The following is a 19967-nucleotide window of genomic DNA, read 5'->3' as shown; positions in this document are numbered from 1 at the left end:
AAAATGGTTGATTATCTCAAAAAAGCCTTGATTTACGGACATACAAGCAGGATTTCAAGCTGAATTTACTACCAATTTACTACTTTTGAGGGAAAGAGCCTTGATATGCCGCCCGGAACCCTGCAAGCCCAGACACCAGCACACAGCATTGAGAAGCTCAGCAAGGCTTTTGGAGCTGATGAAAGCTACCAGATCCTCCACGGACGCGTCCACGATGTCCTCCGTGGAAAGGTAGTCCGTCAGGACTGCTTCAGCTGTGGCGCCATATTTGTCAGAGAAGGGATGCTCGTCTTTATTGAGCATGGCAAATTCGCTGAACTTAAGGAAAATGTTGTTCAGCATGTAGGTCTTCTCCCTGGAGATGCATTCCGTGATATGGAGCCTGTGCCTGGTAAGCCGCTGGAGTGCGAGGTACTGTACGCCCCGCCAGGGTTCGGTATGGATGCGCCCGACCCTTGCAAAATCAGCGATGACGAAAGAATCAATGCCGTCATTCTTATCAAGGGAGTTAAAATACCCTGCTGGAGGCTGGACCTGGCGGTGCAGCATTTGTGTAAGCAGTCAAGGTACGGCGGTGCGGGCTGCATGCTTTCTAAGCAATAGCGGATGCTTTGCAGGGGGAACGAAGCAGTGCCTTAGCCCAAGTTCCACTGGGAACCATTATAGCACCGGGAGGCTCTGGTAAAAAGTAGTAAGCAACAAAACATTAGATGAGACAGGATGAACCAGCATTATGGGAGAAAGGGAGAACCTCGCCAGACCTCCATCAGAATATCCTCACATCTATGTAGAAAGAATTGAGACTGGTAACTATTAACTGTATAAATGGGAAGGGATGGAGAGGGAGCCCTCTTAGAAATCATCCTGCATCTATATCAAAAAAGAATAAGTCTATAGCCTGTTCTGACTGGCTATAAACTTATTATACGAGGGGGATATGAAACTTTCCCGATACGAGCAGGAAACGGTTGTCAATTACAATGCAGGAGAACAGACCGCCACCCTCTACACAAGGGATAAGGCAGTTATGCGGAAACTTGACACGCTGGTTGCCGACTTTCCCGACACATACAAGCTGACAGGGCAGGACGAGGTATCTAAGACCTATTCCTTTCCGAAGTCACACGTCAGTTACCGCAAGCCGAGGGCAGTTAGCACCGAACAGAGGGAACGGGCAAGGCAGATGATGATTAAGAGAAATAAAGGAAAAAATATTAAGGATTTTTTTATAGAAATATAAGTGGGTATATGATAATATGAAAAAGTTACATAGCAGTTGGACATATAAGAGGAGGTAACATGAAAAAAGCCAAAGGTATAGTGATAGTGCTATTATCTGTTATGCTTGCAGGTTGTTCAAAGATGAATAGTGAACAGCAACAGGATAATGCTATTACGGCAGAACAGCAAACAGAAGAAAACCAAAGTATACAGAGTACGGAAACCGTTAAAGAAAATGAAACACCTATTGTGACAGATAATATTGTTGATTATTCTGATTACTTTCAAGGAATTAGCGGTTGTGCTGTAATGTATGATGAATCATCAGACACATATTTTCTTTACGGCAAAGAGAAATGTGAAAAGCAAGTTTCGCCGTTGTCAACATTCAAGATTATATCTGCATTGGCAGGTTTGGAAAATAATGTGCTTGAAAACCAAACTTCCACAATGGAATATAGTGGTGTAAAATACCCCATTGACACATGGAATTCAAATTTAACCTTAAAAGAAGCATTTGAAACTTCATGTGTATGGTATTTTCGGCAAGTTGTAGATATGGTTGGTCAAGAAAATATTCATGCTATGCTGAAAGAAATACAGTATGGAAATTGTGATATATCCGAATGGAACGGAAGTGAAACTAATTCATTGCCAGAGCTTAATGGATTTTGGTTAGAATCATCGTTAGAAATTTCTCCAAAACAACAAGTAGTTATGCTGAACTATATTTTTGGCAGTAAGAATAATTTTAGTACTGACAATTTGGAAGAATTAAAAAATATTATGTATATAGCAGAACTTGATAATGGTTCTTTGTATGGAAAAACAGGTTCGGGAACTGACGGTAAAGCATGGTTTGTTGGCTATATTGAAAAAAGTGATAATAAAATTTACTTTGCAATTTATCTTGATGATATGCAAAATAGAGAAGTAGTTTCAGGAAATAAGGCAAAGGAAATAGCAATCAGTATTTTAAGTAATGAGGTATAGAAAATAATAAATTTGAAACGAAATGTAATATTGTTTACCTTTAGGTAGCGATTATCTTAACAGACAATCAGCTACCTTTTTTATTTTCAGAAACTATTAACACAGCCACAGAAAGAATGAGGTTTCAGAAATGATTGAGAGCAAAAATGACACAAGCAAAAACTTAGAAAAGGCATTGCAGGCATTGAAACAGACACAACAGCGTGTAGCCAATGAGAAGAAAAAACAGAACGAGAAGAAACGTAAAGCCGAGAACCATCACAAGTACATCATGGGCGGTATTATCGTGAAGTATTTCCCCGACTGCTACCGCTATGACGAGGGCAACGGAACTGGAAAGCCGAGGTAACGTATTCACCCCGTTTACGGGGTGCGCACAGATATACCACCAGAGGTGGTATGTGCGCTCTCCGAGGGGCAAGTTTCACTTGCATGGACTCCTGCGGAGGGCGTTGTCTGCCTTGCGGCAGCCAAAAGGGGAAAAGGCAGGCTTGACTTGCCGATTGTCAGCGGAAAGCATTTAAGAAAAATAGCTGACCGAACCGCCTTGCAGTCAGCCGACAATGCGGAGAAATTCATCACGACAAGGAAGATAGACAGCTTTGAGAGCCTTGCGAAATTTACAGAGGACAGGGAGCAGAAATACCAGCAGTTGGAAACGGTACATCTTTCAAAGGGGGCAGAAACTAAACCGATTAAAGGAACTAATTTAATGAATATTTGATAGAAATATGCATGTGATTGTGGTATTCTATTAGACATATAAATCGCAGTTTGAACCAAAAGATTAGTCGTGCTGTAATCACCCTGATAAAAAGAATTTGGAGGAATACAAATATGCAGGAAAAATTATATGAAATAAATTCTATATCGTATCAAATCAGGATAGTGAAAGAATGTGATTTAGATAGTTTGTTATTGGTGAAAAGTGATGCTTCCATACATGCCAATAGATTTCAGCAACAGAATAACGGAAAAGCAGTTTATTTTGGCGCGTTTATCAATAACTGCGCAATTCTCTATTTAGGACTTGATGTAAATCCAACGGATAATTCTGCGGCAAAGAGATTGTATGAAAGATTAGGATATCATGCGGTCGGTGAACTACACTTAGACGGTGTATATGAATATACCGATGAACAGGGCAATCAAGGGAAGTATGAAGATTGGTGCATAGATATGATAAAACGAGTATAACGTCAAATTCTAGTTTGCCTAAACAACCACTACCACAACTGAATAAGTAACACAGCGTCAGAGCGTATAGAAAAAATCTATGCGCTCTATTTTATTGTAAAGGAGCAGATTTATGAGTAAAGACAGCAACACACAGCATAGAGCCACCCGACAGCACCCACTCACAAAAATTATCGTGGAAAGGCACTATGTAGGCACTGAAAAAATGGAAACGGTATTCAAGCGGATAGCCGAGGAACAGATAACAAAAAAGGTTAAGCCTGTTTGGGACGGGGGAGACAAGACCGATGCTGACCGCCAGCGCATGGTTTACGCCATGGATATGTTTTTTGTCCAGCCGCCCGATATACCCCTCATGCCGCTGCTTGCTGACTGTGCGGAGCTGTTCAAGAAGCACGATGGAAGGGAGCTGCAAGCCGCATTCAGCGTCGATAAAGTAGTGGGTGGGCAACTTCGGCTTCACATCAACCTTGCTTGAGATGGGTGCGACAATGACGGTAGTGCTGTGGCGGTTGCCTGTGTTATTCTGGATAATAAGGACGGGGCGGTAGCCTTCCTGCTCCGAGCCTATCCCTTTCCCCCAGTCGGCGTAATACATATCGCCCCTTTTATATGTTCTTTCCATGTTATGTGAACCTCCTGTGGAATTTAGGCGGTAAGAGCCGCCTATGTAACAGCCAGACGCAGGGGAGCGTTTAAGGTCGGGAGAGTATGAAAAACCCATTTTCCATTGACCGCCCCGCATCTGGCTTGATTATGAATAGAGAGCATTTTCTATTTGTCCCCGACACCCCGAAAATGCTGATGCGTGATAACGCAAGGGAAGTCACCAAACGGTCAGCAGCGAACTGACGCCACGGGAAATACACCCCAACTGTCGGTCTGACAGAGCCGCCCCCATTGCCTGCGACGGGCTGGTTACCGCTCGGACTGTGGCTGGACGGGAGTATCATTGTCCTCTTTGCGGGTCATGGCGTAATCGGGAGCTGCCCGATATTTTCAGTCGGTATTTTTCGCTTACTGCCTTTCGGCGGGTCATGGCGTACCGCTGCACACGCTTATGCTTATTACAGCCACAAAGAGAATGTATTTGGTGAATGGGTATTCGGTTTTCAAAGAGCCGTCCCGTTTTCGCAATACACAAGAAAACTGGGTGAGAGTTTTATTGTCCTCTCACCCAGTAGCCGATGGGAAATCCACAAATATTAGATGGTTATAAAATATTTTTTAATTTTTCTCTGAGATGCCAGACACGGAAGTTGACTGCGCTTACAGATAAGCCGCATTTCTCTGAAATCTCCATACTGCTGTAACCATCCATTTTCCATAAGGCAATCTGGATGGTAAGCCTGTCCACCTTAATCAAGACTTGATAGAGCCGCTGGTTTTCAATGCTGTCCAAAAATTTCTCAACTGTTTTTACTTCGGGCTGTGCCGTGTCCTCTGCGACTTCCTCAAGATATGTACCCGCATCCTGCAATTTCTCATAGTACCGTCTGTCGGAATTGAATACCGCCCAATCATGGACACGGAGCTTTTCAATATCGCCCTCGCTGACACCCAAGTTCCTAAGCTGCTTTTCTTCGGCTTCTTTCCATAGCCGCTATTTTCTTTCTTCTCTGGCTTTGTTGTACGCCATAATCCGTTGCCTCCAATCTGAATTTTTTTGAATAATCCAGATTGGCAGGCGGTGAACGGCATCCAACGCAAGAAATAGCCTTACGGCGTATTCCAACAAAAAACGACAAAAGAAATACCGTAAAGGCTGTCGTACCTTTACGGTTTATAGATATTTTGGTTCTTATATGTAGAGATTTGACTTCTACTTCTTGGGTAGAAAGCCCCCTTGCACTGACAAGGATTTTTTTAACAGGCTGTCCACCCATCCCCGATATGATATATGTAAATGGAAATTGCTATTTGCAGGCAATAAAAATCCCTCCAAACTTCAAAAAGCGAAGTCGGAGGGTGGTTAGGGTATGACGAAACAGCCCACCCGAACATCGTTTTTTTATTTGGTGGGTTATCATTTTTGTATTTCTTGTAGCTGGTTAATCTGACAGCTCTGTAACTGATTCTATACAGCCGTCTTTAATCATGATAATCTCATCTGCCTGTGCTGCAAGATATTTGCTGTGCGTTACTACAATGACGCACTTTCCAAGCTCATGCGCCGTTCTTTTCAGTAATTCTATAATTTCCCCTGCCGTGGTTTCATCAAGATTGCCTGTCGGCTCATCTGCAAGCAATACTTTTGCGTTGCTTGCCAATGCCCTTGCAATGGCAACCCGTTGCTGCTGACCGCCTGATAGCTGCAAAACATTTCTTTTCCAATCCTCACAAGGAATATTTACTTTCTCCAATAAATCCTGCGGTGTTTTTGTTCCGCCAAGCCGCACATTTTCCTCAGTCGTCAGATAATCAATCAAATTATAATTTTGGAAAACCAACGAAACATGATGCTTTCTGTGGTAGTTAAGCCCTTTTGCCTGTATATCTTCACCGTCATACAAAATTGTTCCTTTTACAGGCATATCCAGCCCCGCAAGCAGGGACAGGAACGTCGTTTTGCCAGCCCCGCTTGCACCGACAATCGTATAAAATTTCTTTTCCTCAAACTGCATAGAAACATTTTTTAAAATTTCTTTTCCTTTCTGCGATTTATACGCATAATTTACATTTTTGACTTCTAATACCATCTTTTTGCCCTCCTAACTAATTTCACTGAAAATATCTTTTGGATTTTTACGGGCTATCAGAATGCCGGCAGCCCCAACCGATATTACAACCAACAACGCCACGCCGAACCAATCGTACAGCATCAGTTCTGGTGTAACGGTGACTGAAACGCCAGTAACTGTTTCCTCTGAATCCTCCGCCGATTTTGCAACTTTTCCCTCATCTATGACAGACTGTTCATCCGCCTGCCGTGCCTGCTGCTGCACAAGATAGGAAGCTGTAATTTTAGAAGCGGCAGGAGCCGCCATAAAAGAAAGGAATATGGCAATAGTAGCTATTAGGAACGCTTCCAATAATATCTGCCCAAATATTTTTATCTTTGGTGTGCCAAGGGCTAATAAAATTCCAATTTCCTGCACCCTCCCTTTCATCCAAAAAACAAATACTAAAAATAAGATGATTAGGCTGGCTCCTGCAACCACAATGACTAATATTTCGCTGACACGCTCCAAATCATTGAAATTTTTGGACATCTTATCAATGTTTCCATTGTTGTCAATTAAATCATAGCGTTCCCATCCAATATCCACTTTCTGTATCTCTTTTTTTATTTCATCGTATTGGTTCACGTCTGCCACTTTGAAGTATGCTTTTTCGTACAATGCCCCCGATGTGCTTCCTTCGGCTTTTTCTGGAAACCCTAAGTCTGTAAATATAATATTTTCAGAACGGAAAGTATCTCCAGCCATAACAGGCGTCATTTTCTGCTGAACTGTATAAATACCAACAATCTCCGCCGCAAAGACGGTTGAGTTTTCTACATCACGGCGGTCATTGAATTGTATCCTGTTTCCAACCGACAGGCTGTTTTTTTCGGCAAGTTCTTCTGAAATCACACATACATTGGCATCTTCCTCCGTTATCATCCGTCCGTCCTTAATTGTTACATTCCCTGACAGGACATTTGCATCCAATGCCATATCCTTATTGCCTATTAAGCTGACACAAAGTAAATCAGAACTCTGGTCTACATCATCATCCTCAATTCTGGAAAAATCCACGGGATTTACTGCCGTGACGGCGGTTGTCAGATTATATTCTGAAATGCCAGAAACAGCGGCAATCTTTTCCATATCGCCTATTAAAAGCGTCTGGAACGAATTGTCATAAGATACCTGCCATGACGTCCCATATTCTGTTTTTATTTTTTTAACAGTCACGCCATCAAAATTTCCTTCTTCCCCATCGGTCTTTTTTGCAAGAATTTCATCTGCCCTGTCCCTCTTGTTCTCTTCGTTTGCTTCCATCAGAAATCCTGCGCCTACCGCCTGCTTTGTCTTATTCTGGGTGGCAATGCTTGCATTTCGGCTAGCCATGCCCGACAAAAAAAACAGGCTGATAATCAATACTACAAAAAACAGCAGTACGCTTTTGACTGGTTTGCGTATGACTGAACGCCACGCCATTTGAAAACTGTTCATTGTCTATCCCTCCATTTTTGATAAAGTTTCTTTGGGATTTGTCTTTAATATTGGAAACAGGGAAATTATGACTGCCGCCAATACAAGCAGGATTCCCAAACCTGCCAGAACGACGATATCTTTAAACCGCAATAAGATGTCTAAAGTAATGTCCGTTGTTTCAGAATCTGTAAGGAAACCTTGTAAAATGCCAGCCATAAAATTTCCCAGACAACAGGAACCTAAGACAGCCAGTGCAAAGACTAGAAATGATTCCAGAAATATTTGTAAAAAAATACTGGCTTTTGATTTCCCGATACTGATAAAAATGGCAGATTCCCTTTGCCTTGTCCGCATCCACATACAAAGCAGCAACGATACGATGGTTGTTCCTGCCAGAAGTGTCAGGGCAAGCATAAGCTTTGCAACTCTGGTAATCTGTTCCAATGGCAGAGCCATTTGTTGATACAAGGTATCCGACGTCGTAGAATCTGCTTTATCAGATAAATATTTGTTCAATTCTTCCTCTAATAAACTTAACTGCTCTGGATTTTTGCAATAAACGGCAACTTTGGCATAACCGTCCATTCCAAATAAATCCGAGTAAGAACTGTTATCTATGAATATTTGGTTTTCAATACGGTTTACAGAATCCATCCCTTCTGGCTGTTTGCTTTCACTTCCAGATAAAAAGATACCGACAATCTCTAAGGAAACCCGCTTCCCATTGGCACTTCCCAATTCTATCAAGTCGCCTAATTTTAATTGGTTGGCGTCCGCCAGATAAGAGTTGATAACAATTCCTTTTATGTCTTCTGAAATATATCTGCCAGAAATAAGACGGTACACTCCTTCCGAAAATCCGCTGTCATTTTCCAGATTGTCATAGGATAGAACAGATGCTTTCTGATTGGATTTTTCTGTAGAATCGCTGCCTGTAATCAATTGAAAGTTTACAGGAAACGCAGTGTTTCTGGCTAAGCAATTTACGGTGGAGACTTCAGCCAAACCCTTTATCCATTCCACGTCGTCTAACGTAATCTTGTTTTCTTCTTTCAAAATACCCATGACAACTTTTGCCTTTGTTTTTTCACCGATTGCCGCTTTTGAATCAGCCGTTGCACGGAGAATCATGTTTGTGCTTAATATCATGCTGCTCACAATGAGCAGCACAAAAAACAGCAGGATTGTTTTTGATTTTTTCCGCTTCAAATACCGAAACGCAAGCTGATAAAATGCCATGTTTATTTTCCGCCTCCCTTAGTTATATTCATATTGGACAATCACTGCTTTTGTAGCCGTAAAATTTTCTGTATCATCAAAACTTCCATAAAGCAGCAAGGATGTTTTTTTCTTTATATCCGCTTTGGCAACTTCACTGACTGTGGCTTTTCCAGTCGCTATGCTCATAACCGCTCTTTGGAATATGCAGTTATCTCCATATTTAATATTGATTTTTTCCGCTTCATCTTCGTATCCATCCGCCGCAATGGCAGCCTCTCCATCATTACTTGATGTTACAGGGGTAATCGTACATCCATTGTCTGAAAATCCTGTCACGCTTCCCTGTAAATCGGATGCAGCAATCATTTCATCGGCATCCATACTGCCGACAACATTTGAATTGTTCCCATCGGAGGTATTCTTTGAATTGTTTTCATCAGGGGTATTTTTCGGATTGTTTTCATCAGGAGTATTCTTTGGATTTTCCTCATCGGGTGTCTCTTTTGAATTGTTCCCATTGGAAGTATTCTTTGAATCGTTTTCATTGGGAACATCTTTTTTGTCAGGATTTGTTATGTCATTTTCAATATAGACATCTTTGGTTTCTCTTTCTCTGTTTGTTCCCATGTCATTCGATGTGCCACAACCTGCCAAAGCAAAAATACTTACCCCAACTATTAGCATCTGCATTAATTTTTTGTTCTTCATAATTTTTTTCCGCCTTTCTTTTGATATGTTTGTATTTCTTGTCATGATTTTTATATACCCTGCAAGGCATTCAAGTTATCAAGCTGCAAAGCCATTGTATAGAAAAACTCTGCTAAAAATCCTGTAAAATCATAAAAAATATAAAGGATTTTTTGGAGGATTTTTACAGGATTTCATATTATACTGATATTGATCGGATTATATAGTCCTATCAAAAAATACTTATTATTGCAAATAGCGGCAAAATTGCAGATATGCGAAAAGGGTGCTATTATGTTTCCCATATATATCCCATAGCAAGGCACTTGTGCAATATAGATTTACAAATAGCATGAAATAGTAAATATTCGTCAAATATGCTTTAAGAAAATAAATAAAACTAAGGAGAGGGTTTGAACAATGAAAATACTTCTTTTAGAAGATGACTTAGAGCTTTGCAGCTCGATACAATCACAATTAACGAAAAACGGTTATATGGTTGATGCTTGTAATGATGGAGAAACTGCCATGCTGTATGCCTTACATACAGATTATTCCTATGATTTAGCTATTGTGGACAGAATGCTCCCTGTGATTGATGGGCTGACGATTATTAAGGCTATGCGGAAAAAAGGTATCCAGATTCCTGTTATCATCATTACAGGAATGACCGCCCTTAATGAAAAGATAGAGGGACTGGATGGCGGGGCTGACGATTATTTAGTCAAGCCGTTCCATATCCAAGAACTGCTTGCACGGGTAAGGGCTTTAACAAGACGTCCAAGCCAAATAAAAGCAGAAGATATACTTCAATATGCCGACTTGCGTTTCAATAAATCAAGCCGTGAATTGACTTGCAGCCCTAAAACTATTTTTTTAACAGCAAAAGAGTCTGAATTGTTATATGTCTTTATGAAAAGCCCAGAAACGCTTTTTTCAAGGGAGCAGCTTATACTGAAAATATGGGGCACGTCATCGGAAGTTGAACAAGGGAATGTTGACAATTATATTTCTTTCCTGCGGAAACGGTTAAGGGAATTAAAGAGTAGCTGTGAAATAAAAACCGTATATGGGGCTGGGTATTCCCTAACCCAGAAAAAGAAATAAAATTTTTTATGGCATATGAGCCATAAAAAAGGAGGTTAAAAATGCTGAAGCCACTGTCAAAAAAATTGAACACCATTTTTATAACGGTGATTATGTTAATTATTACATCAATTATGATAATTCTCTGCAACAATTACGTCCACACGGAGCAGTCAAGTGAGGTTCTTTTATTTCAAAGAATGGTTACGCAGATGATGTACCAACTTGAAGATAACAGCCAGAATTTTGAATCCATTGCAGATTCCTACCATGAGTATAAATCCCCGATATTTTGCTATATCCAAGATACTTCTGGAAAGATGGTATATCAAACAGATTTTGACTTTCCTACTGATGTAGACACTCTTTTAGAGCGTTTCCGCACACAGACAGATAAAGAGGATACTTTTATAATAACAAATGATAACAAGCCGACTACAGACCAAAGCGGTGTTTTTATGTTTAACGGAACGAGAAATGACGATTATTTAGGGATACTTGCAACGATTGTAACGCCAAATGACACAGCTTATCATCTGTCACTGATTTACAGGCAGCAGTCCTTATTTGATATTTTAACAAAACAGGCTTTCCTTTATGTTTCCTTATGGTGTCTTTCCCTTATTGCTGTGACGACAATGAGCTATTTGCTCATAAAGAAAGCATTAAAACCAACAGAGGTAATGTTGAAAAGCCAAAAAGATTTTATAGCTTCCGCTTCGCATGAATTAAAATCACCGCTCGCTGTTATTCTGGCAAACGCAGAGAAGCTGGAACAATTACAAATAGATAATACTGAATTTAGAAAATCGGTTAAAATATTTGACAAGGAATGCATGAGAATGTCAAAACTGGTGAGGGATATGCTGCTTCTGGCTTCCTCTGATGCGAAATCATGGACAATATGCAAAAATACCATTGATATAGACACATTATTAATCTCATTATATGAAGCTTATGAACCAATCTGCATCAGTAAAAAAATCTGCCTGCGCTTGGAAATCAGTGAAACCAGTTATCCTAAATTTTGTGCGGATGAAGAACAGCTCTTTCAGATATTGACAATTTATATGGAGAACGCCATCCACTATTCTATCGACAATAAACAAATTGAAATTAAAACAGAAGTAACGGCAAAACATATCACATTTTTCGTAATAGACCACGGAAAAGGCATTACCGAAGATGATAAACCGTATATTTTTAACCGTTTCTATTGCGCCGACAAATCAAGGACAGATAAATCAAATTTTGGATTAGGACTTAGTATAGCAGACGAACTTGCAAAAATGATGAATGGTAAAGTTGGCTGTAAAGACACGGATGGGGGAGGGGCTACATTCTTTGTCACACTTCCTTTGAAATAGTCAGATTGATAAAAAACTTAGAAAAATCTAATGAAACGATTTATACGGTAAAAGAGCCAGAGGATTGCCCTCTGGTTTTCTTTTGCATTGTTGCAAATCACAAAAAAAAGCCGCTTACTCTTAAAAACAAATAAGAATAAGCGGCTTCATAATGATGTGCCTTAGACATATTCAATTTTCATTCTCTTGACGGGTGCGTTTACGACCTTAAATATTAATTCGTCAACGCAGTCCGTATATCTGCCCTGCTGTATGAGCTGGTTTTTCAGCTCCACAAGGCTATGTAATAAAATGCTCCGTTCTTGGCTGTCTACATACAAATGGTTTTTCTTTTCTCTCATAATCAACACCATCCTTTCATGGTTTGATTGTATAGGAAGATAGCTTTATATTCAAAGGTGTAAAAAGAGTGTTATGCGGGGGGATTGATAAAAGGTGTAGTTACGCTTTTCTGCTGATTCTATGCGGTTTTCTGCTCTCCACCAAAATGACAACTCCAGAGATGACGGCACGAACAACGAGAGCATGAGTATCAGCACACAGAAAACCATGCTGAAAGATTATGCCAAGCGCAACGGTTTTCTGAACTGCCAGTTTTACGTTGATATGAAGCGTCGGCAGTTACGCGAAATTAGCTTTTCTGACTTGACACAGCAGGAGGAAGATCAGCTTTGCACCTATGACACATACTTTGCAAATGACGAAGCTGTACTGTTGTACTACTTCTTTGATATGAATGACGCGGAGATTGCAAAACTTCAAAACATTCCGAGAAGCACAGTGCAATATCGCCGGACAAGCTCTTTTGATCTCTTAAAACGCTATTTGGAGGAACACACTTATGGGAAAGACTGGTAAAACCGAACAGGACGAGCGCGGCTTACTACCATACCCGGTAATCATAGCCGCCACTAAGGGCGACCCGGAAGCTATGCAGATTATTATACATCATTATGACAGCTATATTTCGTGATCCTTCACTTCCGATGAAAACTGAAGGAAGCAAATCACATTTGAGAAGCGGATTGCCAACTTTTAAATTTATCTGCCCAAAGATGAAATGGGTTTATGATAAATCCACCCAAAAATCTCACCGACAATGCGATTGCGAAAACCCATGTACCACCTCAAAATGCGGTCGTATGGTTTATATCTATCCCGAAAAAGACCTTCGGGCTTATCCCGGATCCATTCGTGAAACCGAAGAATGGAATAATACTTATAAAACCAGAACTGTAGTCGAGAGAGATATCAATCACATCAAAGATAATCTCTGTCTCGCAGGACGCCGCACTCAAAACGAAAGGACTCTGCATGCTGATCTGATTCTTGCAGGTATCACACAGGTTATGGCTAATTAGAGGTAATCAAAAGAGGAAAGGAAAAGCACAATCCAGACGGAACCGGCGATACCGTCAAGAAATATTTGTGAGTTAGCAAGAAACCTGATATAATGGAGGCAAGCACCCATCCGGGCAGAAAGGCAGGGAGAAAAATGCATATCAGCTACAAACCGCTCTGGCACACACTGATAGAGCGCAACATGAGGAAAGAGGATTTAAGGCTTGCCGCTGGCCTGACCACAAATATGATAGCCAACATGGGAAAGGGAAAGCACATCAGTATGGAAACGCTGACGAAAATTTGTGAAACTTTAGATTGTGACATTTCAGATGTGATACAGTTGGAACATGAAGAAAAATGTACTGATTCGACAGGTAATAACTGAATTTGTGACGCTCAACTAAGCGTTTAGTATTGAATCAACGCTTAATATGTTCTAAATAGATTCTCTTTTTGATATACTGCGGTCACAAATATAGCAAAGGAGATTTATTGTATGGATCAGAAAAGAATAGGTGCCTTTATTGCACAGTGCAGAAAAGAAAAAAATCTGACACAAATGCAGCTTGCAGAAACTTTAGGGATTACCAATCAGGCAGTTTCCAAATGGGAAAACGGAAGAGGAATGCCGGATATGTCGCTTTTACAGCCTTTGTGCGATGCTTTGGGTATTAGTTTAAACGAGCTTTTTTCAGGTGAGCATATATCAGCGGAGGAATACAAAGGAAAAGCGGAGGAAAATATTTCCAGACTTTTCAAAGAAAAGCAAATTGCCAGTCTTAAGCCTGTAAAATACTTATTCTCCATATGTGCTAATGCCGCTTTGCTTGTAGCAGTAATTGAATTAGCGGTTGGTCTTGTTGGGAATTTTTTTAATTCTACTATATTGGAACCCATGTTAATCAATGTTTCTGTATGGCTGATATTGTTTTTGGCTTCAATGAGTAAGCTGGTATATGACAGGAATAAATTGAAAAACCTGAAGCATTCAGGCGCTTGTATGGACTCAGAAATAGAGGATATGCTTCCGGCAGCCTGGATTAGAGTAGGAAACTACGTCACTTGCAGAATTGCCTGTCGGTTTATTTATGAGGGTAAGGAATACAAAGCAGTAAGTAATTATTATGTTTTGACACAATTTACGCGAAAAGAAGATTTATATGCGAATGTTTACATCAACAAAGATAATCCTGCCAAATACAGTGTAGAGCTTTTTCAGACAGGCCAATAATTCAGGCATCTTTAAAAATCATATATACTTATCCAAAACTGCCGTTGTAAGAACGCCCATTCCCACAACGGCAGTTTTCATTTCCGCTTCTTTCTCTGGCCAACATAGCTTTTGAAGCAGGAGGATTTTGTTGACGAGGTAAAGCATTTTTATACCGACCTTATCAATCTTCTTGTAAAAGATGACAAAGAAAAACTTCATGTGTTTGACAGCAGCGGATTGTATCTCGCCACCAAGAAGATAGGGAAAAACAACCCGAAAGCGAAACAGATACAGACCGATAATGAAATGCGTATGCGCTGGAATTGTGAAGTAGACAGGGCAATCGTCAGCGGAGTTCCCGAAACAGAGATGCAACAGATAAAGAAAAAATATATCACATACCGCATCAGAGAATCGGTTGATATATTCGGCAGTCAGCCGGAACGTCTGGGAAGTATTATTATGACTGCTGTTACGGCACTGGCATTGCTGATTTCTAAAGTATTGGATAAGGCAAGGGAATTGTCGGCAAAGTTTTTTGAGAAAGAATTGTTACAGTCGATTGCAGAGCCAAGCGGGGGAAGAACGGTAGAAATAATACCGCAGACGGATAAAACGCCAAAGCAGGAGCATAGCCGCCTTAAAGAACCGGCTGCCAATCCGTCAGCACAAAAACAGGAGCCGCAGCACAAAACCCAAACGAAAGAAACAAATCAGGAAACACCAAAGATACTTCCAAAGCCTGCTATGTCCGCTGAAGCCGCCGCATATCCAAAGCTGCTGAAGATTTATAAGGAACTGAACCGTCAAAACGGGATTATCTTTGACGCAGAGAGGGCGCGCAATGCTTTAGAACTTGAACGTGACAGCCTGAAAGGATTGGCAAAGCTGACAAATTGAGGGGAACTGCAAAACAGGATTGACCGCAAGAACGAGGAAATAGACCTTCTGAAAGTCGGTTTGCCGGGGATTGTTAAACGGTATGGATTTCAAACGGTACATGATTTCTACAAAATCTTTGCTGCCGCTAAAACAGCTAATGACAATTATCAAGACAAAGCTGACAGGCGGGAAGATAGCATTTACAAACGATTACAGAATTATCAAAGAGAAAATGCAGATAGACAAACGAAACACACTTCAAAAAGTAAGGATAAGAGGGCAAGATAAATTACCACATCATAATGGAGATTGCAAGAAAAAGGTTATTGACAAAAACAATGAAAAATGCTATTTTGTAGAGGTAGTAATTCAATTCGTCCATTTGCGTGTTACTACCGAAGAAATTGAGAATCGTATTTGCGATTTGAATAATGTTGGATGTTGAAAATCTTCCGCATGAATGGCAAAATATACCCAAAAGTATTTGGGTTGTTTTTGCTGTCTTTATGGGAAGATTTTTTGTTTGGAAAAAGAGAATGGAGGTGAATTTATTTATGAAATATATCCGAGATATTTACTCAGTACAGTTGATACACTGTTAGCAGATTGTGCTGAGGATAATTGAACCTGCTGACAGTTGCAACTGTACTGTTCTAATGACAATATTATCGAATGACAATTTTTGTCATTTCAGAAAAGGAGTACAGTTATGCGTTATATGAAAGAAGTTTTAAGAAATAACAAGAAATGGGTAATTGTCTATCTGTTAATCGGCTTATTCAATGCCTTTATGTCAAACTACAAAGCTGACTATTTTCAAAAGGTTATAGACGGACTGACAGACAGAACAATAACCATTTATGGGATTTTATTTTATGGTGCCATTCTTTTTATCAATTATGGAATAAACTATATAGACGAATATCCGTCTGCCAAACTTGGAAATGAGATTTACCTGGATTTTAAGTTACTGGCACTGCGTAAGATTGGCAGAATGGATTATTTTGAATACCAAAAGTTAGGAACAGGAAAGTTGGTTCAACAGATTGAAAATGGGGCTAATGCAGGAAAAGGTGTTCTCTATGACTTTTGGTTTAGCGTCGTCAGAAATTTACTGCCGACAATTCTTTTTAGCCTATATTTTATCTGGAAAATAGACAGAACGATTACATATTTTCTTTTGGCAGGATATATTATTGTATTTTTGGTAACGAATCTTCTGCTGCAAGGATTGTATCAGATAAAGGAAAAGATACTGACAAACGAGGAAGAATTAAACCATTTTCTTGTGCGTGGCTTTATGGAAATGCCGATTTTCCGCATGAAACATCAATTTCCAAATGAAGTAAAAAAGGCATTGGGGGCAAAGCGTGTTATTGTATCATCAAAAGTAAAAATGACTATGATACACGAAGCGTTTTTCACCATATTTGCATTGTTAGTTACCTGCTTAGATGTTGGGATTTTAGCTTATGCATGGAGAAACAACCATTTATCCATTGGCTCTGTAGTCGCTTTAATCACATTGATTGATAATGCATATACTCCTATCGCAATTTTTAACGTTATTTATGTACAGTACAAACTGAATAAAACGGCTTGGATGCGGTTTACGGGGCTGTTAGATTTGAAAGAAGATACACAGCTTGAACAAGGCATAGATTTTCCTGCACCTTTAAGCGAAATTCATGTTGAGGACGTATCGTTTTCCTATGAAAACAAAGAGGTGCTTCAATCTGTCAGGCTGACGATTAAAAGAGGTGAAAAAATAGCATTTGTCGGCGAATCGGGTTCGGGAAAATCTACATTGACAAAAATTTTGGTTGGACTGCTCAAGTATGATAAGGGAAATATTCTTTTTGACGACGAACCACTTAAAAATATTTCACTGGAATCATTGTATGAAAAAGTATCCTATTTATCACAGGACACTCCTGTTTTTGACGGCACAATCAGAGAAAATCTTGTGTTTGACAGGGAAGTTTCAGAAAATGATATTCATGTATGCCTTGAAAAAACACATCTGTTGTCATTGCTTGCCGCATTGGATAAAGGTGTAGAAACAAAAATAGGTGAGAAAGGAACTTGTTTATCGGGTGGAGAAAAGCAGCGATTGGCATTAGCCCGACTTTGGTTTGATAATTCTGATATAGTCGTTTTAGATGAAGCAACATCAGCACTGGACAACGTGACCGAAGGTATCGTTATGAAAAATGTTTTGGAACAGATAAAACATGCTACCGTGATTGCTGTTGCCCACCGTCTGACTTCCATTAGGGAATTTGACCGTATTATTGTATTTAGAAACGGAAAGATTGTTGGTAATGGGACTTTTGATGAATTGCTGGAAAATAACAGTTACTTTTTTGACTTATACAAGAAAGAAAAAGAAAATTCTAATTAAATGAGACTGTAATTTTATCTATTTAGAAGATAAACAATTATTGTTTAAGAAACTCCAAAATTTACTCATTAAAGGTGTTGCTTTTCTATACCCGAAATACAAATTGGAAAGGTTGATTAGCATATTGGACTTATAGATTATAGCCATCTTAAAAGTAAACAGCAGAGTAACCAAATATAAATTTGGACTCTGCTGTTTTACAAGAAATTACCACAGTTCTAACGAATCCTCCGCATCCACCCACATCTGCATATTTCCTTCAAGATACAATCTTACATATTCAAGAGGTTCGTCTATTGCCAGAGCATTTAAGGCACATTCAGAGCAGGGAGTAATTTCCAACCCTTCTTCCGCTTTATTGCAGTCTATCCGTAAAAAGTAGCCTGCATAAGTATAGATGTCAATGCTGTTATGGTGGATATTGTATGTTGCGTAAACCATATTCATTTTATCTGTCCTCTTTTCATTATTTTTTGAAGGCATTTCAATCAGTTCACAATTCCCGTATGTTTTGTGTTATAATGTTTTATGTGATTTTGTTTCCCTCATTTTTTCCCTTATCAGGGTTCGTAATGCCCTGTGGGAAGATATAACACAAGGGAAACTTTAAGGGAAAGTTCACCTGCGATAAATTTAGTGTTTTCAAGGGTTGGCGAAAATTTTAATAACAAAATATAATGACTAATATTTCCCTTAAAAATCATCAAATTACAATCGGAATTTGGGAAAATGACATGAATAAAAAAACAGAAGAATCAAGAATTGCGTACAATAAAATAGCATTTGAGTATGATACGTCAAGAGAAGGACAATATACCAGATTTCATATTAACGAGCTATCTAATATGATAGATTTGAGCGAAGGTGATATCGTTCTTGATGTTGCATGTGGAAATGGAACTCTATTGAGGGAATTATCAAAAAAAGCAAAAATACAAGCAAATGGAATAGATGTATCAGAGAACATGATTTATTCCGCAAAAATGCGTTATCCTAATATGAATTTTGAAGTAAAGCCTTGTTATCCACTTGAATGGAAAGATGAAAGTATTGATATTATAACGATATGTTGCGCATTTCATCATTTTGATAATCCACAAGGATTTGTAAATGAGTGTAAAAGGATTTTAAAGAGAAACGGTACAGTGTATATAGCTGACCCTAACTTTGGAACTGTACTTAGATTTTTTGCAAATAAATTTTGGTTTCCCTTATCAAAAAGTGGAGATGTGAGGGTATACAGTCCAAAAGAGTTAGAGAAATTTTTTTATAATTCTGGATTTAAAACTGTACAGGTTTATAGAAAAGATAAAGGATTGTTTCTTAAAGCTAAAAAGTAATTACAAATTCCAGTTTGTCATACTGGGAAATCGAATTTTTGGGGAGATAAGACAAAGATGAGTGAAATTGTATTTTTAAGATGCGATGGGAATAACAAAGATTTTATAGAAAATTGCAGATTGCTTGACGTGGACTTAGATTTGAGAGTTGGAAAAATAATTAAACGAGATAAATACGCTCAATATAACCTAATTGATAAAATAAACGAAGCGATAGTTGTTTATCGAGGCAATAATCCAATTGGTGGTGGTTCGATACGTCCTTATGATGAAAATACAGTAGAGCTAAAAAGAGTGTTTGTCATACCAGATGAACAAGGAAAGGGTATAGGAACAGAGCTGGTTTCTAAACTAATAGAGTGGGCGAAAGAACTAGGATATAAAAAAATGATTTTGGAAACAGGAGAACTTTTAGCGGAATCCTGTCATGTATATTCAAAGTTAGGATTTAAGCAAATTTCTAATTATGGTGCGTATGTAGATATGCCGGAATCTCTTTGTATGGGAAAAGAATTGTAAATCGAAACAGATAACTTCAAAGTTGTCGAACTGACAGGCCGGGATTTTGGGTTTGTCAAGTAAAGTGTGTAAATTAATTTGATTTTTTCGGCGGTCTTAATTGACCGCCGTATTTATTGTATGAAACTCAGTCAAATGGCAGTTCCTCACCATTACGGTAAGCCTCATATAAAAGCAGCATATTGTGCTCTTTCAGGTATTGATAGCAGGTAAGGAGTTCATTCATAAGTGTTATTCGTGAAGTGCGTTGATAATGCAGTTCTTCTGCCAGTGTCTTAAAGAGGCTGTAAAAAATCTTGTGTCTATGAACTTTAGACTTTCCTGATAAGAATTAGATATGTAAGAGTATTT

27 protein-coding genes and 1 pseudogene are annotated in these 19967 nt (G+C 39.2%); 19 read left to right on the top strand and 9 right to left on the bottom strand.

The window, feature by feature from the left end; all coding sequences use genetic code 11:
- Positions 1-54: 54 nt before the first annotated feature.
- Positions 55-471, bottom strand: a complete 417-nt coding sequence (locus tag D7Y06_RS27995; RefSeq protein WP_334295002.1) for a hypothetical protein — start codon at positions 469-471, stop codon at positions 55-57.
- Between D7Y06_RS27995 and D7Y06_RS27990 the strand changes: the two genes are divergently transcribed.
- The 6 genes from D7Y06_RS27990 to D7Y06_RS15110 all read left to right on the top strand — a co-directional run bounded on the left by D7Y06_RS27990 (position 385) and on the right by D7Y06_RS15110 (position 3411).
- Positions 385-603, top strand: coding sequence for a hypothetical protein (locus D7Y06_RS27990; RefSeq protein WP_330566477.1), 219 nt, complete (start codon positions 385-387; stop codon positions 601-603). The two genes, D7Y06_RS27995 and D7Y06_RS27990, sit on opposite strands and share 87 nt — an antisense overlap.
- A 334-nt stretch (positions 604-937) precedes the next feature.
- On the top strand, positions 938-1240 hold the full coding sequence (locus D7Y06_RS15135) for a hypothetical protein (RefSeq protein WP_120408601.1): 303 nt from the start codon (positions 938-940) through the stop codon (positions 1238-1240).
- A gap of 59 nt (positions 1241-1299) precedes the next feature.
- Positions 1300-2214, top strand: a complete 915-nt coding sequence (locus tag D7Y06_RS15130; protein WP_120408600.1) for a penicillin-binding transpeptidase domain-containing protein — start codon at positions 1300-1302, stop codon at positions 2212-2214.
- A 130-nt stretch (positions 2215-2344) separates the two neighbouring features.
- Positions 2345-2563 carry a hypothetical protein gene (locus D7Y06_RS15125; protein WP_120408599.1) on the top strand — a complete coding sequence of 73 codons (219 nt, stop codon included), beginning with the start codon at positions 2345-2347 and terminating at the stop codon, positions 2561-2563.
- A gap of 21 nt (positions 2564-2584) precedes the next feature.
- Entirely contained in the window at positions 2585-2938 is a 354-nt protein-coding gene (locus D7Y06_RS15115; protein ID WP_243119348.1) for a hypothetical protein, read from the top strand.
- A 113-nt stretch (positions 2939-3051) separates the two neighbouring features.
- Entirely contained in the window at positions 3052-3411 is a 360-nt protein-coding gene (locus tag D7Y06_RS15110) for a GNAT family N-acetyltransferase (protein ID WP_120408597.1), read from the top strand.
- Between the two features lie 91 nt (positions 3412-3502).
- Here D7Y06_RS15110 and D7Y06_RS15105 read toward each other — a convergent pair whose 3' ends face one another.
- A complete protein-coding gene (locus D7Y06_RS15105) occupies positions 3503-4036 on the bottom strand; it encodes a type II toxin-antitoxin system PemK/MazF family toxin (RefSeq protein WP_243119347.1) in 534 nt (177 codons plus the stop codon).
- An 86-nt stretch (positions 4037-4122) separates the two neighbouring features.
- Here D7Y06_RS15105 and D7Y06_RS26005 point away from each other — a divergent pair, with 86 nt between their 5' ends.
- The gene (locus D7Y06_RS26005) at positions 4123-4263 is read left to right on the top strand and encodes a hypothetical protein (protein WP_158591384.1); all 141 of its coding nucleotides are present in this window, start codon (positions 4123-4125) and stop codon (positions 4261-4263) included.
- A gap of 361 nt (positions 4264-4624) precedes the next feature.
- Here D7Y06_RS26005 and D7Y06_RS15090 read toward each other — a convergent pair whose 3' ends face one another.
- From D7Y06_RS15090 to D7Y06_RS15065, 5 genes are all read right to left on the bottom strand, one after another.
- Positions 4625-4975: a sigma-70 family RNA polymerase sigma factor gene (locus D7Y06_RS15090; protein ID WP_243119346.1), complete on the bottom strand. Its 351-nt coding sequence runs from the start codon at positions 4973-4975 to the stop codon at positions 4625-4627.
- Between the two features lie 487 nt (positions 4976-5462).
- Positions 5463-6110 carry an ABC transporter ATP-binding protein gene (locus tag D7Y06_RS15080; RefSeq protein ID WP_120408596.1) on the bottom strand — a complete coding sequence of 216 codons (648 nt, stop codon included), beginning with the start codon at positions 6108-6110 and terminating at the stop codon, positions 5463-5465.
- Positions 6111-6122: 12 nt separating this feature from the next.
- Positions 6123-7571: an ABC transporter permease gene (locus D7Y06_RS15075; RefSeq protein WP_120408595.1), complete on the bottom strand. Its 1449-nt coding sequence runs from the start codon at positions 7569-7571 to the stop codon at positions 6123-6125.
- A gap of 3 nt (positions 7572-7574) precedes the next feature.
- Entirely contained in the window at positions 7575-8792 is a 1218-nt protein-coding gene (locus tag D7Y06_RS15070; RefSeq protein ID WP_120408594.1) for an ABC transporter permease, read from the bottom strand.
- 18 nt (positions 8793-8810) lie between these two features.
- Positions 8811-9482, bottom strand: a complete 672-nt coding sequence (locus tag D7Y06_RS15065) for a hypothetical protein (RefSeq protein ID WP_147415683.1) — start codon at positions 9480-9482, stop codon at positions 8811-8813.
- Positions 9483-9881: 399 nt separating this feature from the next.
- Here D7Y06_RS15065 and D7Y06_RS15060 point away from each other — a divergent pair, with 399 nt between their 5' ends.
- Together D7Y06_RS15060 and D7Y06_RS15055 are read left to right on the top strand one after the other, a co-directional pair.
- Positions 9882-10568, top strand: coding sequence for a response regulator transcription factor (locus tag D7Y06_RS15060; protein WP_120408592.1), 687 nt, complete (start codon positions 9882-9884; stop codon positions 10566-10568).
- Positions 10569-10609: 41 nt separating this feature from the next.
- Positions 10610-11914 carry a sensor histidine kinase gene (locus tag D7Y06_RS15055; protein ID WP_120408591.1) on the top strand — a complete coding sequence of 435 codons (1305 nt, stop codon included), beginning with the start codon at positions 10610-10612 and terminating at the stop codon, positions 11912-11914.
- A 161-nt stretch (positions 11915-12075) separates the two neighbouring features.
- On the opposite strand, the gene D7Y06_RS15050 is transcribed toward D7Y06_RS15055, so the two are convergent.
- Entirely contained in the window at positions 12076-12255 is a 180-nt protein-coding gene (locus tag D7Y06_RS15050; protein ID WP_120408590.1) for a hypothetical protein, read from the bottom strand.
- A 208-nt stretch (positions 12256-12463) separates the two neighbouring features.
- Between D7Y06_RS15050 and D7Y06_RS15045 the strand changes: the two genes are divergently transcribed.
- The 8 genes and pseudogenes from D7Y06_RS15045 (at position 12464) to D7Y06_RS15010 (ending at position 17757) form a co-directional block, all read left to right on the top strand.
- On the top strand, positions 12464-12772 hold the full coding sequence (locus tag D7Y06_RS15045; protein ID WP_243119351.1) for a hypothetical protein: 309 nt from the start codon (positions 12464-12466) through the stop codon (positions 12770-12772).
- Positions 12756-12887, top strand: a complete 132-nt coding sequence (locus tag D7Y06_RS15040) for a helix-turn-helix domain-containing protein (RefSeq protein ID WP_120408588.1) — start codon at positions 12756-12758, stop codon at positions 12885-12887. Before D7Y06_RS15045 ends, D7Y06_RS15040 begins: the two co-directional genes overlap by 17 nt.
- Positions 12886-13275 (top strand): annotated as a pseudogene (locus D7Y06_RS15035) (transposase); the annotation flags it as partial. The gene D7Y06_RS15040 and the pseudogene D7Y06_RS15035, both read left to right, overlap by 2 nt.
- 134 nt (positions 13276-13409) lie before the next feature.
- Positions 13410-13643: a helix-turn-helix domain-containing protein gene (locus D7Y06_RS15030; protein ID WP_120408627.1), complete on the top strand. Its 234-nt coding sequence runs from the start codon at positions 13410-13412 to the stop codon at positions 13641-13643.
- 111 nt (positions 13644-13754) lie between these two features.
- Positions 13755-14489, top strand: coding sequence for a helix-turn-helix domain-containing protein (locus tag D7Y06_RS15025; RefSeq protein WP_120408587.1), 735 nt, complete (start codon positions 13755-13757; stop codon positions 14487-14489).
- Positions 14490-14600: 111 nt separating this feature from the next.
- A complete protein-coding gene (locus tag D7Y06_RS15020; RefSeq protein ID WP_120408586.1) occupies positions 14601-15371 on the top strand; it encodes a hypothetical protein in 771 nt (256 codons plus the stop codon).
- 82 nt (positions 15372-15453) lie between these two features.
- A complete protein-coding gene (locus D7Y06_RS15015; protein ID WP_120408585.1) occupies positions 15454-15798 on the top strand; it encodes a hypothetical protein in 345 nt (114 codons plus the stop codon).
- Positions 15799-16062: 264 nt separating this feature from the next.
- On the top strand, positions 16063-17757 hold the full coding sequence (locus D7Y06_RS15010) for an ABC transporter ATP-binding protein (RefSeq protein ID WP_120408584.1): 1695 nt from the start codon (positions 16063-16065) through the stop codon (positions 17755-17757).
- A gap of 207 nt (positions 17758-17964) precedes the next feature.
- Here D7Y06_RS15010 and D7Y06_RS15005 read toward each other — a convergent pair whose 3' ends face one another.
- Positions 17965-18204 carry a DUF6061 family protein gene (locus D7Y06_RS15005; RefSeq protein WP_120408583.1) on the bottom strand — a complete coding sequence of 80 codons (240 nt, stop codon included), beginning with the start codon at positions 18202-18204 and terminating at the stop codon, positions 17965-17967.
- 287 nt (positions 18205-18491) lie between these two features.
- On the opposite strand from D7Y06_RS15005, the gene D7Y06_RS14995 reads away from it, so the two are divergent.
- Together D7Y06_RS14995 and D7Y06_RS14990 are read left to right on the top strand one after the other, a co-directional pair.
- On the top strand, positions 18492-19097 hold the full coding sequence (locus D7Y06_RS14995) for a class I SAM-dependent methyltransferase (RefSeq protein WP_120408582.1): 606 nt from the start codon (positions 18492-18494) through the stop codon (positions 19095-19097).
- 57 nt (positions 19098-19154) lie between these two features.
- Entirely contained in the window at positions 19155-19616 is a 462-nt protein-coding gene (locus D7Y06_RS14990; RefSeq protein WP_120408581.1) for a GNAT family N-acetyltransferase, read from the top strand.
- The last annotated feature ends 351 nt before the right edge of the window (positions 19617-19967 follow it).

The sequence above is a fragment of the Roseburia sp. 1XD42-69 genome (assembly GCF_003612565.1).
Taxonomy (GTDB): domain Bacteria; phylum Bacillota; class Clostridia; order Lachnospirales; family Lachnospiraceae; genus Roseburia_B.
This window is presented reverse-complemented; position numbering and strand designations above follow the sequence as displayed.